General features: G+C 54.9%; 10 protein-coding genes. 5 read left to right on the plus strand and 5 right to left on the minus strand.

From position 1 onward, the window contains the following. Nucleotides 1–5 precede the first annotated feature (5 nt). Entirely contained in the window at nt 6–3455 is a 3450-nt protein-coding gene (gene mfd / locus SC206_RS18135; RefSeq protein ID WP_332739845.1) for a transcription-repair coupling factor, read from the minus strand. 223 nt (nt 3456–3678) lie between these two features. On the opposite strand from mfd, the gene lolC reads away from it, so the two are divergent. From lolC to pepT, 5 genes are all read left to right on the plus strand, one after another. Continuing rightward, nucleotides 3679–4881 carry a lipoprotein-releasing ABC transporter permease subunit LolC gene (gene lolC, locus SC206_RS18140; RefSeq protein ID WP_332739405.1) on the plus strand — a complete coding sequence of 401 codons (1203 nt, stop codon included), beginning with the start codon at nt 3679–3681 and terminating at the stop codon, nt 4879–4881. Further along, on the plus strand, nt 4874–5578 hold the full coding sequence (lolD, locus tag SC206_RS18145) for a lipoprotein-releasing ABC transporter ATP-binding protein LolD (protein ID WP_332739407.1): 705 nt from the start codon (nt 4874–4876) through the stop codon (nt 5576–5578). Before lolC ends, lolD begins: the two co-directional genes overlap by 8 nt. 8 nt (nt 5579–5586) lie before the next feature. Beyond that, nucleotides 5587–6828 (plus strand): lipoprotein-releasing ABC transporter permease subunit LolE, encoded by a 1242-nt coding sequence (gene lolE, locus SC206_RS18150; RefSeq protein ID WP_332739847.1) that lies wholly within the window; start codon nt 5587–5589, stop codon nt 6826–6828. A gap of 44 nt (nt 6829–6872) precedes the next feature. Further along, entirely contained in the window at nt 6873–7703 is an 831-nt protein-coding gene (cobB, locus tag SC206_RS18155; protein ID WP_332739409.1) for a Sir2 family NAD+-dependent deacetylase, read from the plus strand. A 133-nt stretch (nt 7704–7836) separates the two neighbouring features. Then, complete coding sequence (pepT, locus tag SC206_RS18160) at nt 7837–9069, plus strand: peptidase T (RefSeq protein WP_332739411.1); 1233 nt, start codon at nt 7837–7839, stop codon at nt 9067–9069. A 44-nt stretch (nt 9070–9113) separates the two neighbouring features. Here pepT and SC206_RS18165 read toward each other — a convergent pair whose 3' ends face one another. The 4 genes from SC206_RS18165 to purB form a co-directional block, all read right to left on the minus strand. After that, a complete protein-coding gene (locus SC206_RS18165; protein ID WP_332739413.1) occupies nt 9114–10235 on the minus strand; it encodes a ribosomal protein uL16 3-hydroxylase in 1122 nt (373 codons plus the stop codon). 112 nt (nt 10236–10347) lie between these two features. Beyond that, nucleotides 10348–11802 carry a two-component system sensor histidine kinase PhoQ gene (gene phoQ, locus SC206_RS18170; RefSeq protein ID WP_332739415.1) on the minus strand — a complete coding sequence of 485 codons (1455 nt, stop codon included), beginning with the start codon at nt 11800–11802 and terminating at the stop codon, nt 10348–10350. A gap of 5 nt (nt 11803–11807) precedes the next feature. Beyond that, nucleotides 11808–12482: a two-component system response regulator PhoP gene (phoP, locus tag SC206_RS18175; protein WP_332739417.1), complete on the minus strand. Its 675-nt coding sequence runs from the start codon at nt 12480–12482 to the stop codon at nt 11808–11810. A gap of 279 nt (nt 12483–12761) precedes the next feature. After that, nucleotides 12762–14132, minus strand: coding sequence for an adenylosuccinate lyase (purB, locus tag SC206_RS18180; protein WP_332739419.1), 1371 nt, complete (start codon nt 14130–14132; stop codon nt 12762–12764). Between the last annotated feature and the right edge of the window lie 50 nt (nt 14133–14182).

Below are 14182 nucleotides of genomic sequence, written 5' to 3' on the forward strand. Positions count from 1 at the left end.
AAAAATCAGGCCGGAAGCAGGTTCTCGGTGAAGGCTTCGAGCAGATCGTCGATAAACTTGAGGCGCTCAGGGCGATCGGTGAGATCCAGCATAAACTTCAGCTTGCTTGGCCCGTCGAGACGATAAACCTGCGGCTGTTTTTGCAGCAGGCCAATCAAGTAGCCCGGATTCACGCGATTCTTCTCGCTAAACTCGATAAATCCGCCGCGATCGTTGCCTTCGATACGTTTGATCCCCAGAACTTTCGCCTTGAGACGCAGCACCGCGATGCTCAGCAGATTACGCGCGCCGTCGGGCAGGGTGCCAAAACGGTCGATAAGTTCAACTCGCAGCTCGTCGACTTCCTGCGTGGTGCGCGCGCTGGCGATGCGTTTGTACAGCGAAAGGCGCGTGTTGACGTCGGGAATAAACTCTTCCGGCAACAGCGCCGGCATGCGCATCTCGACCTCCGTCTGGCTGGTGGTTAAATCTTCCAGCGACGGCTCGCGGCCCTCTTTCAATGCCTCGACGGCGTTTTCCAGCAGCTCCATATACAGCGAGAAGCCGACGGTGGTCATCTGTCCACTCTGGCCTTCGCCGAGCAGCTCGCCCGCGCCGCGAATTTCGAGGTCATGAGTGGCCAGCGCAAAACCGGCACCCAAATCTTCGAGCGAGGCGATAGCTTCCAACCGTTTATGGGCGTCGGCGGACATCGCTTTCGGATTCGGCGTCAGCAGATAGGCGTAAGCCTGATGATGCGAACGCCCCACGCGACCGCGCAGCTGGTGTAACTGAGCTAAACCAAAGTGATCGGCGCGCTCGATGATAATGGTGTTGGCGCTCGGAATATCGATACCGGTTTCAATAATGGTGGTACAAACCAACACGTTAAAACGCTGGTGGTGGAAATCGTTCATCACCCGCTCGAGGTCACGCTCGCGCATCTGGCCGTGGCCGATAGCGATTCGCGCCTCGGGCACCAGCTCGGCAAGGCGAGCCGCGGCCTTGTCGATATTGGCAACGTCATTATAAAGGTAGTAAACCTGTCCGCCGCGCAGCACTTCGCGCAGAATCGCCTCGCGCACCACCAGACTGTCATATTCGCGCACGAAAGTTTTAACGGCCAGTCGGCGCGCGGGCGGCGTAGCAATGATCGACAGGTCGCGCATGCCGCTCATCGCCATGTTTAGCGTACGCGGAATGGGCGTCGCGGTCAGCGTCAGGATATCGACGTCGGCGCGCATCGCCTTGATTCGCTCTTTGTGGCGCACGCCAAAACGGTGCTCTTCGTCGACAATTAACAGCCCCAAATCCTTCCAGCGCAGGTCGCTTTGCAGCAATTTATGGGTGCCGATAATAATATCAACCTTGCCCTCGATGGCCTCTTCAAGCACTACCTGCTGCTCTTTGGCGCTTCGAAAACGCGACATCATTTCGATACGAATCGGCCAGTTGGCGAAACGGTCGCGGAAGTTATCAAAGTGCTGCTGGGCTAGAAGCGTAGTAGGCACTAACACCGCGACCTGCTTGTTGTTGGAGACGGCCAGAAACGCGGCGCGCATCGCGACTTCGGTTTTACCAAAGCCCACGTCGCCACAGACCAGACGATCCATCGCCAGCGGCTGAGTCATGTCAGTCAGCACGGCGTTAATGGCCTGCGACTGATCCGGCGTAGTTTCAAACGGGAAAGTCTGGCAGAACAGCTGATACTGCTCTTTGTCGTGCTTGAAGGCGAAACCGGATTTGGCCTCGCGCTGGGCATAGATATCGAGCAACTCGGCGGCGACGTCGCGCACTTTCTCGGCGGCTTTTTGACGCGCCTTCGACCAGGCTTCTCCACCCAGCTTGTGCAGCGGCGCAGTTTCGTCGGCACCGCCCGCGTAACGGCTGATCAGATGCAACGAGGAGACCGGCACATAAAGTTTGTCTTCACCGGCGTAGGTCAGAATCAGGTATTCAGCTTTAATGCCGCCCGTTTCCAGCGTGGTGAGGCCCAGATAACGGCCCACGCCGTGCTCGAGATGCACCACCGGCTGGCCCGGCCGCAGCTCGGCAAGGTTGCGGATCAGCGTGTCGGTATTAATAGCGCGACGGGTATCCTGACGACGACGCGCCACGCGCTCGCCCAGCATGTCGCTTTCGCAGATCAGTGCCAGCAGCCGTTCGTTGTCCAGAAAACCTTTTTCGCACGCGCCAATCATGATGTAGCGACCCGGCGCGACGGCTTCTTCAATTCGCGTAATCAGCGTCGGATTCAGCTTGATGCGGCCAAGCAGGTCTTGCAACGTTTCGCGACGGCCTTCGCTTTCGACCGAAAATACGATGCTGCCTTCAAAGGATTCGTTGAAGCGGCGCACGTTGTCCATCGGCGTCTTATTTTGCGGCAACACGGCAAGGTCGGGCAACGGCTGATAATCGAGGTTGGTATTGGCGCTTTTCTCGGGCAGCTCCTCGGTTTTCAGCTGCATGCGCGGCCACTGCTTGAGCTCGGCAAACAGGCTGTCGACTCTTAGCCACAGCAGGTCAGGTTCGACCAGCGGACGCATCGGATCCACACGACGATTTTCGTAACGTTGCACCACGTCGAGCCAGAAACGCTCGGCGGCGTGCTCGAGGTCACCCGTGTTGAGTAGCAAGGTATTTTTCGGCAAATAGCTAAACAGCGTGCTCAGCGGCTGGCTGAAAAACAGCGGCTGCCAGTATTCGATACCGGCGGGGAAGGTGCCCTTACTGACCTGCTGATAGATGTGCTCGGCGTCGCGGCGCACCTCGAATTTTTCGCGGAACTGGCTGCGGAACAGCTCGATGGCGTTTTTATCGGTCGGAAATTCGTGCGCAGGCAACAGGTTAATTGACTCGACTTCGCTCAGCGTGCGCTGGGTATCGACGTCAAACAGGCGCAGGCTGTCGATTTCGTCATCGAAAAAGTCAATGCGGAACGGCTCGTCGCTGCCCATCGGATAGAGGTCGAGCAGCGCGCCGCGGGTGGCGAATTCGCCGTGTTCCATCACCTGATCGACGCTGCGATAACCCGCCTGTTCCAGCTGGGATCGCAGCTTGTCGCGCGACAGCCGCTGGCCTTTTTTCATCACCAACGCGTGGCCGTGCAGAAACTCATGCGGGCAAACGCGCTGCATCAACGTATTCACCGGCAAAATAATAATGCCGCGTTCCATGGTTGGAAGCTGATAAAGGCTCGACAGACGAGAGGAGATAATCTCCTGATGCGGCGAAAAACTGTCGTAAGGCAACGTCTCCCAATCCGACAGGCTGATGACTTTATGTTCGGTAAACTGCTGGATTTCATCGCGCAGGCGCAGCGCGTTTTGCATATCCGGCGCGACAAGCATCACCGGACCCGGGTGACGTTCACTGATTTGCGCACATTCCAGCGCGCAGGCCGAACCGGTGAGCTGGCCGAGCTGACGAGTGTCACCAGCACGTTCTGGCAGTGAGTAGCGCTTTCCTTGAAGTATTTTTTGAAGCATAAGCAGTTTCACTATCTCTCTTGTCGGCGGGTAAGGGCCCGATTTATAAACTGTATCTTGCGATGGGGTTTACTATCAGGTCAATCCGATTTGTACACGACTCTACATAAATAAAAGCCGTCGAGTTACACCGTTAATGGTTCCATAAAGCGGAGGTAGCCTTTATTATCGTTGATCACTTTGGATTGAGCTACTGCACATAACGGATTTCATGTATCAACCTGTCGCGCTATTTATTGGCCTGCGCTATATGCGTGGGCGAGCTTCAGACCGCTTTGGGCGGTTTGTCTCCTGGCTATCCACCATCGGCATTACACTTGGGGTAATGGCGCTGGTCACCGTGCTGTCGGTGATGAACGGTTTTGAGAAAGATCTCGAAGGTAATATTTTGGGATTGATGCCTCAAGCCTATATCACCACGCCGCAAGGGTCGCTAAATCCTCAACAAATCACTCACGACGATGCGGCTAAGCTGCAGGGCGTCCGGCGCGCCGTGCCTTTCACCACGGGTGACGTCGTGCTGCAAAGCCCGGCCAGCGTGGCGGTGGGCGTGATGCTCGGGGTTGATCCCAACGAGCAGGATCAGCTCTCCAGCACGCTGGTTGGCGTAAGCCAGCAGGTGCTGCAACCGGGCCAGTATCAGGTAATTCTAGGCGACCAGCTTGCCCAGCAGCTGAAAGTCAAACGTGGCGATCGCCTGCGTTTGATGGTCACCAGCGTCAGCCAGTTCACGCCGATGGGCCGTATTCCGAGCCAGCGCCTGTTTACCGTGGCGGGCACCTTTGCCGCCAATAGCGAGGTTGATGGCTATGAAATGCTGGTTAACGTGCAGGACGCCTCGCGGATGATGCTTTACCCGCAGGGCAACGTTACCGGCTGGCGGCTTTATCTGCATAATCCGCTCGACGTCGATACGCTCGCCACCCAGACGCTGCCGAAAGGCACTCAATGGAAAGACTGGCGCGAGCGTCGCGGCGAACTGTTCCAGGCCGTGCGCATGGAGAAAAATATGATGGGGCTGCTGCTCAGCCTGATCGTTGCCGTGGCGGCGTTTAACATTATTACCTCGCTTGGCTTGCTGGTCATGGAGAAACAGGGCGAGGTCGCGATTCTAAAAACGCAGGGCCTGACTCGTCGCCAGATTATGGCGATATTCATGGTGCAAGGTGCCAGCGCGGGCGTGATTGGCGCACTGCTTGGCGCGCTGCTCGGCGTGCTGCTGGCGACCCAGTTAAACACTATTATGCCGGCGATCGGCGTGATGCTCGACGGCGCGACGTTGCCCGTTGACATCGAGCCGCTGCAAGTCGTAATTATCGCGCTGGTTGCTATGGCCATCGCGCTGTTGTCTACGTTTTACCCTTCATGGCGCGCCGCCGCCGCCCAACCCGCAGAGGCTTTACGTTATGAATGATTCTTTGTTGTTGCAGTGCGAAAACCTCTGCAAGACCTATCAGGAAGGCAAACTGAATACCGACGTGCTGCGCGACGTCTCGTTTGCGATTAAGCCGGGCGAAATGATGGCGATCGTCGGCAGTTCGGGCTCGGGTAAAAGTACCTTGCTGCACCTGCTCGGCGGTCTGGATTCGCCCACCTCCGGTGAAGTCATTTTCAAAGGTAAATCGCTGAATTCAATGTCATCTTCGGCCAAAGCCGAGCTCCGTAATCGCCAACTTGGATTTATCTATCAGTTTCACCATCTGCTGCCGGATTTCACCGCGCTTGAAAACGTGGCGATGCCGCTGCTGATTGGGAAAAACAAGGCCGCCGAGGTGCAGGACAAGGCTCGCGAAATGCTGGCCGCCGTCGGGCTTGAGCATCGCAGCAAGCACCGTCCTTCGGAGCTTTCTGGCGGCGAACGTCAGCGTGTCGCCATTGCTCGCGCGCTGGTGAACAACCCCGCGCTGGTGCTGGCCGACGAGCCAACCGGTAACCTCGACCAGAAAAATGCCGACAGTATTTTCGAGCTGCTCGGCGAGCTGAACGTGCGTCAGGGCACGGCGTTTCTGGTGGTGACCCACGATTTGCATCTGGCTAATCGTCTCAGCCGCCAGCTCGAAATGCGCGACGGCAAGCTTCAGCCAGATTCAACCCTGCTGGGAGCGCGTTAATGTCAGCCATGCCTTTTTCTCTCCTCATCGGCCTACGTTTTAGCCGTGGCCGTCGCGGCGGCAGCATGGTTTCGCTGATTTCGGTTATCTCTACGCTCGGCATTGCGCTGGGCGTTGCGGTATTAATCGTTGGCCTGAGCGCGATGAACGGCTTCGAGCGCGAGCTTAAAGATCGCGTATTGGCGGTAGTACCGCACGGCCAAATTAGTCCGGTTCATCAACCGTTTAACGGCTGGCAGGGCGTTATCGATCGCGTTGAAAAGGTGCCGGGCATTGTTGCCGCCGCGCCTTATATTCAGTTTAGCGGATTGGTCGAAAACGGCGCCAAGCTGCGCGCCTTGCAGGTTAAAGGCGTTGATCCCGCTCAGGAAGGTCGCATCAGCGCAGTGCCGAAGTTTGTACAGGGCAACGCGTGGCAGAATTTCAAGGCGGGCGAACAGCAGATAATTTTGGGTAAAGGCGTGGCCGACGCGTTGAACGTTAAGCAGGGCGGCTATGTTACGGTGATGATCCCGAACAGTGACCCCGAAATGAAACTGTTGCAGCCTAAACGCATTCGTTTGCACGTTACCGGTATTTTGCAGCTCAGCGGCCAGCTTGATCACAGCATGGCGCTGGTGCCGCTGGCCGATGCCCAGCAATATCAGGAGATGGGAACCAGCATTACCGGAATCGACATCAAAGTTAATGATGTTTTTGCTGCGCAAAAGCTGGTGCGTGATGCGGGAGAGGTCACAAAAGCCTATGTTTACATTAGCAGTTGGGTAGGCACTTACGGTTATATGTACCGTGATATTCAGATGATCCGCGCCATTATGTATCTGGCGATGATTCTGGTGATCGGCGTGGCCTGTTTTAACATTGTCTCGACGCTGGTCATGGCAGTGAAAGATAAAAGCAGCGATATTGCCGTGCTGCGTACGCTAGGGGCCAAAGATGGCCTGATTCGCGCGATATTTATCTGGTACGGATTAATGGCGGGGCTGGTCGGCAGCGTCTGCGGCGTGGTAATCGGCGTGATTGCCTCTTTGCAACTGACCAACATTATCAATGCGTTGCAGAAACTGACGGGGCATAAATTCCTGTCGGGCGACATTTACTTCATCGATTTTCTACCGTCGGAACTTCACTGGATTGACGTCGTGAGCGTATTGGCGACAGCGCTGGTATTAAGCCTGATCGCCAGCTGGTATCCGGCACGACGCGCCAGCCGTATCGATCCGGCCCGCGTGCTGAGCGGAGGGCAGTAAGCCCTCTTTTTACCTAAACGATTGAATAACAAGGAGCGGTGAATATGCGCACACACCATCGTCTGCGACGATTTCGCAAAAATAAGCGCATACGCCATCAGCGTTTTCGGTCGAATATTTTCCATCGTGACAGCATGGCCGCGGCGGAATTAAAAAGGCCTTACGTGGTGGTGCTCACCGGCGCCGGTATTTCGGCCGAATCAGGCATCCGCACCTTCCGCGCGGCGGACGGGCTGTGGGAAGAGCATAAAGTCGAAGACGTGGCGACGCCGGAAGGTTTTCGTCGCGATCCCGAGCTGGTGCAGGCGTTTTACAACGCTCGCCGCCAGCAGTTGCAGCAGGAAGAGATTAAACCCAACGCGGCACATTACGCGCTGGCGGTGCTGGAAGAGGCGCTCGGCGATAACTTCCTGCTGGTAACGCAAAATATTGATAACCTGCACGAACGCGCGGGCAGCTCGCGGGTATTGCACATGCACGGCGAATTGATGAAAGTGCGCTGTGTCGAGTCCGGCCAGGTGTTTGATTGGACAACGGATTTATCCGTAAACGATCGGTGTCACTGCTGTCAGTTCCCTGCGGTGCTGCGTCCGCACATTGTGTGGTTTGGTGAAATGCCGGTGCGCATGGACGAGATTTACAGCGCGCTGGAAAAAGCCGATTTCTTTATTGCCATCGGTACGTCCGGCCACGTTTATCCCGCCGCCGGGTTTGTGCATGAAGCGCGCGTGCAGGGCGCCCACACTTTTGAGCTAAATCTCGAGCCGAGTCAGGTCGAAAGCCAGTTTGACGAGCGTATTTACGGCCCCGCCAGCAGGGTGGTGCCCGAATTTGTCCACGCCTTCCTCTCTGGAAAAAGCGACGGTTGGCGCTAATTTGACCGCGTTAAAGACTTAATCGTTTACCAATCACACGGCGTCAGGCATTGCGATTTAGCATGACCTGACGCAACATTAACTCCTTTCAAACTGCGCATAATACACTTCTGTTTTTCGAGGATGCCCGATTATGGATAAGTTGCTAGAACGCTTCCTTCAGTATGTTTCCATCGATACCCAATCAAAACCCAACGCCAAAACCATTCCTAGCACCGAAGGGCAGCTTCACTTTGCCGAGCTGCTGCGCGACGAGCTGATTGCGCTCGGGCTGAGTGAAGTGATCATCACGCCAAAAGGCTGTGTGGTAGCTACGCTGCCTTCAAATGTGAGCTGGCCGGTGCCGACGATTGGTTTTATCTCGCATCTCGATACCGCGCCTGATTTCACCGGGCGAAACGTCAAGCCGCAGATTGTCGAAAACTATCGCGGCGGTGACATTGCGCTAGGCGACGGCGAAGATTGCCTCTCGCCGGTCATGTTCCCCGTGCTGCACAGTATGCTGGGTAAAACGCTGATTACCACCGACGGCAAAACGCTGCTCGGCGCGGATGATAAAGCCGGGATCGCCGAAATCGTCACCGCGATGGTGCGTCTGAAAAACAGTGAAAAGGCGCACGGCAAGGTACGCATCGCATTCTCGCCGGATGAAGAGATCGGCACGGGTGCACAATCGTTTGATGTTGAAGGCTTTGCAGCTGAATGGGCTTACACCGTAGACGGCAGCGCCGTGGGTGAGCTTGAATTTGAAAACTTTAATGCCGCGTCGGCGACGGTCAAGATCGTGGGCAATAATGTGCATCCGGGCAGTGCAAAAGGCGTGATGGTCAATGCCATGACGCTGGCAACGCGTTTCCACTCGGCGCTACCGGCGCAGGAAACCCCAGAACATACCGAAGGTTACGAAGGTTTTTATCATCTGACGGGCATGAAGGGCAATGTTGAACGCGCGGAAATGCACTACATCATTCGTGATTTCGACACGGCGCAGTTTGCAGCCCGCAAGCAAAAAATGTTGGCGATAGCCGAGGAGCTCGGTAACGGTTTGCATCGAGACTGTTCGATTGAGGTGACTTTAAGCGATTCTTACTTCAACATGCGCGAAAAAGTGGTACCGCATCCGCACATTATCGCGTTGGCAGAACAGGCGATGAAAGACTGTGATATCAAGCCGATCATTAAACCGATTCGCGGTGGCACCGACGGTTCACAGCTGTCTTTTCGCGGTTTGCCATGCCCCAATATTTTTGCGGGCGGATACAACTTCCACGGCAAGCACGAATTTATCACGCTTGAAGGAATGGAAAGCGCCGTCGCCGTGGTTATGCGTATTGCCGAATTAACGGCCGCGCGGGCGAAAGGCTAAATGACATGCCTCCCTGCAAGAGGGAGGCATTAAACAGCGGCAGCTTAGTCGTTGAAATACCAGTAGCCGTTATTGATAAATGCGCAGAGCATGGCGAGGAAAGAGGGATCTTCCAGCGCATCGCCGAGCATATCGTGCGTCACAATCAGACTTCGGCTCAGGGCATCGGCGGCGTGCAGATGCTCGGTTACCATTGGCTCGCCGTTAACGTAACAGCGATCGCCTACGTGCAGCACGCGCAAACCACCCAGACGTTGCAGCGTTTCACCCGACTCCAGCAGCTCGTAAATTTCACCTGGCTGATAAGGCGGCTCCGGCGGCGCGACATCCAGCTCGTGGCGCGATTGGGTAATAAACTCACCAAGCCAGCTGTTGAAATGCGCCGGATTACCCACTAAATCAAGCATCATCGTGCGCAGGCCGTCCAGCTCGTGCTGCTGAATTTCAGCAGGATTTTCGCGGGTGACCAGTTCAGGATCGCTATAACGCTTGCCACCGAGTTCGCGAGAGAGCACGTAATCGGCAAAACCGCTGACCATTTCGCGAGAGCTTGGCGCGCGGAAACCGACCGAATAGTTAAGCGCGTTTTCGAGCGAATAACCTTCGTGCGGGAAGCCAGGCGGAATATAGATAATGTCGCCGGGCTCCATCTCTTCGTCGATAATCGCGTCGAATGGCTCAACCTGCAGCAGATCGGGGTGCGGCGTGTGCTGTTTCATCGGGATTTTTTCCCCAACGCGCCAGCGACGGCGGCCCGTACCCTGAATAATGAATACGTCGTACTGGTCGAGGTGAGGGCCTACGCCGCCGCCGGGAACAGAGAACGAAATCATCAGGTCGTCCATGCGCCAATCAGGGATCTGACGGAAAGGGCGCATCAGGTGCGAGGAAGGCTCGTGCCAGTGATCGACGGCCTGAACCAGAATCGACCAGTTGTTTTCGCCAAGGTGGTCGTAGCTTTCAAACGGCCCGTGGCTTACCTGCCAGCGACCTTTATCATGGCTCACCAGGCGGCTATCGACCTCGTTTTCCATCGCAAGCCCTGCAAGCTCGTCAGGAGAAATCGGGTCGATAAAGTTTTTGAAGCCGCGTTTCAGCAGGACCGGACGCTTCTGCCAGTAACGCGCAAGGAAATCGTCCCAGTCTAAATCAAGTTGATAATCCATTTTTTATTCCACGGATTGCTAATGTCTGAAAGAGATTATAACGGAACATCAAGCCGCTGGCGCAGGCAATCTCGGCTGAATTCGTCGATAGGCCTCGCAGAATGAGGGAAAACTAGGTGGGATCGCTGTCGTGCTGCTGACCAAAGCAGATACGCATGCTCGCGCCGCCCAGCTCGCTTTCACCAATTAGGATTTTGCCGTCATACTGCTCGATAATTTCACTCGCCAGCGACAGGCCAAGGCCTTGTCCGGGACGCAGCGTATCGGCGCGCTGCCCGCGTTTAAAGATAAGCTCGCGCTGATGTTCGGCAATGCCGGGACCATCATCTTCTACCAGAATCACCAGTTCGTTTTCAGTGTGTACGGCGCTGATTTCTACAAATTCCAGACAATATTTGCAGGCGTTATCAATAATATTGCCCAGAATTTCCATAAAGTCATTTTTTTCGCCGATAAAAGTGATTTCAGGCGAAATATCGACGGTTAATACCACGCCTTTACGCTGATAAACCTTATTTAAAGCGGAGCACAGTCCGTCGAGCAGGGCGGGAACGGAGTGAATTTCGCGCACGAGAATAAGATGCTCGGAGCGCAAGGTTGCGCGATGCAGATAATAGCCAATCTGCTGCGAGATGCGGCTTATCTGCTCGAGCATAATCGGCTCGGCTTTATCGATGGTCATTTGTTGGCTATTACGCAACGAACGAAGCGTGGTTTGCAGCACCGCCAGCGGCGTTTTGAGGCTGTGAGTCAAATCGGCCAGCGTGGTGCGATAACGGTCGTAGCGGCCGCGCTCGCTGCTGAGCAGGATATTCAGATTTCGCACCAGACCGCGCAGCTCGTGCGGCGTGTGTTCGTCGAGCAGCTCGCGCTCTTTGGTTTCGAGCTCGGCAACCTGACCAATTAGCGCCTTAATTGGCCGTAAACTCCAGTACGCGACCAGCCACAGCAGCGGTACCACCAGTAAAAGGTTGGCGAGCAGCACGTAGCTGAACCATTCCCATACCAAATCCGAATGCTGTAATTCTTGCGGAATACTGTCGATCACCACGATGTTCATTTCGGGCAAACGCGAGGTCGCGGCGTAGGTATTGACCGCAACGGAGTGCGTCATGGCGGTAGCATTGTTGCCATCGTAATTTTTGAGCTGGTCTTGCGCGTGCGGATTATTGCCGACGACCTCGCTTGAGGTCAGGGTATTGGTATCGAGATCATAAAAACCGGCTTTATTCAGCCAGGATTTGTTAATCTGCGCCTCAAGGTCGGGCACGCGACGCTGGGCCCACAGCAGTTTGCCTTGCGTATCGTAGATAAAGACCAGCGTCGGAAAGTTGATGTCCAGGTCGGGCGGCACGTTGATGGTGAGTTTATTGTCACGCCACTGGGCGAGGCTGAAAAACAGATTACTTTCACCGCGCAGCAGGCGATAGGCCGTTTTATCGAAACTCACCATGTAACCGACTACCGCCACCAGCCCGTAAGCCAGCGACAGCGCCAGCACCACGGCGGCCGTCGCCATCATATAGCGAGAGCGAAGGGAAAAGGGATTTTTACCCCGTGGCGACATTGGTTTCACGTCCGAATGTCGAAACGATAGCCTTGGCCGCGCACGGTGGTAATCACTTCGTGCGGATGTTCGACCTGCAATTTCTTGCGCAAACGCCCCATTAAAACATCGACGGTGTGGCTTTCGCGCAGCTCGGCGTCTGGGTAAAGCTGGAGCATCAGGCTATCTTTGCTGACCACTTTTCCGGCGTTGCGGATCAGCGTTTCAATGATGGTGTATTCGAAAGCGGTGAGCTTAACCGGCTGTTCGTTAACGGTTAATTCACGGCGGGAGAGGTCGATGATAAACGGCGGCAGCGCGATAATCTGCGACGCCAGCCCGCTATTGCGACGCATCAGGGCCTGCATCCGCGCAATCACTTCTTCGAGATGAAAAGGTTTGGTGACGTAATCGTCGGCGCCGGCTTCAAGCACGGCCACCTTGTCTTGCCAGCTTTCACGCGCGGTAAGCACTAAAATTGGCAGTTTAACCTGATGATTACGCCAGCGCTGGATCATGCTCAGGCCGTCTTCACCCGGCAGGCCAAGGTCGACGATGGCAATATCAGGCGCGTGCTCCTGCAAAAAATAGTCGGCCTCTTTGGCATCTTCGGCGGAATCTACCTGATTTCCCATCTCGCGCAGCTGCACGGACAGGTGATGGCGCAATAACGCATTATCTTCAACGACTAAAATTCGCATAATTTTCTCCGGTTTCGGCTGGGCACATTATCCGTGCTAAAAGATAAACCTGCTATCAACCGTAAGCAGTAAATTATAAACGAAATATAAACGAGCGAGGGAAGTCACGGCAGGAAATTGTTCAGTTAAGAAAGGATTAATGAAAGCGGTGATTAACGCGCTAAAAAAAGGGAAGAAAACAGGCGTTCTCTTCCCTTATAGAGATCTATAGTCGGACGATTACTTCAGTTGATCAACCACTACTTCAGTTCATCAACCACTATTTCAGTTCATCAACCACTACTTCAGTTCATCAACCATAGTCGCGGCGCGACCGATGTAGTTTGCTGGCGTCATGGCTTTCAGACGGACTTTTTCTTCTTCCGGCAGCTCAAGGCTGTCGATGAAGACTTTCATGCCTTCTGCGTCAACACGCTTGCCGCGCGTCAGCTCTTTCAGCTTCTCGTAAGGCTTTTCGATGCCGTAACGACGCATCACGGTTTGAATCGGCTCAGCCAGCACTTCCCAGTTGCGATCCAGCTCGCCAACCAGATTAGCTTCGTTAACTTCCAGCTTGCTGATGCCTTTCATGGTCGCCTGATAGGCGATCAGCGCGTAGCCCAGACCGACGCCCAGATTACGCAGCACGGTGGAGTCAGTCAGGTCACGCTGCCAGCGAGAAACCGGCAATTTGCTCGCCAAGTGGCCCAGCACGGCGTTCGCCAGACCCAGGTTGCCTTCGGAGTTTTCGAAGTCAATCGGGTTAACCTTGTGCGGCATGGTTGAAGAGCCAATTTCGCCGGCAATGGTTTTCTGCTTGAAGTGATTCAGTGCGATGTAACCCCAGATATCACGATCGAAATCGATCAGGATGGTGTTAAAGCGCGCAACGCAGTCAAACAGCTCGGCAATGTAGTCGTGAGGTTCGATCTGCGTGGTGTACGGGTTCCAGTTAATTCCCAGCGAAGTGACAAATTCTTCACTGAACTGGTGCCAGTCAACCTCTGGATAAGCCACGATGTGGGCGTTGTAGTTACCTACGGCGCCGTTGATTTTACCCAGAATTTCAACCTGTTGCAGCTGCTTGACCTGGCGATCCATACGGTAGGCGACGTTAGCCAGCTCTTTACCAACAGTCGACGGCGTCGCAGGCTGGCCATGGGTACGAGACAGCAGCGGAATGTCGCGATATTGCAGCGCCAGCGCCTTGATGGAGTCAACAATTTTCAACCAGTAAGGCAGCACCACGTCTTGACGCGCGGTTTGCAGCATCAGTGCGTGAGACAGGTTGTTAATGTCTTCCGAAGTACAGGCAAAGTGAATGAACTCTGAAACGGCGTGCAGAGCCGGGATGGCGGCTACCTTTTCTTTCAGGAAATATTCCACGGCTTTCACGTCGTGGTTAGTGGTTTTTTCGATGTCTTTAATACGCTGAGCGTCTTTTTCATCGAAATTGGCCACTAACTGGTCAAGGAAAGCGTTTGCGTCGGCGTCAAAAGCAGGGACTTCTTTGATTTCTGCACAGGTGGCCAATTTTTGCAGCCAACGTACTTCAACCTGCACGCGGAATTTCAGCAGACCAAATTCGCTGAAAATTGTGCGCAGCGCGCTGACTTTATCACCGTAGCGTCCGTCAACGGGGGAAACGGCTGTCAGTGAGGATAATTCCATCGGTAGCAACTCCAGGATCTTATTAACAGTAGAATTTCATTCCCGTCTGG

This window comes from Rouxiella sp. T17 (assembly GCF_036663475.1).
GTDB lineage: Bacteria > Pseudomonadota > Gammaproteobacteria > Enterobacterales > Enterobacteriaceae > Rouxiella.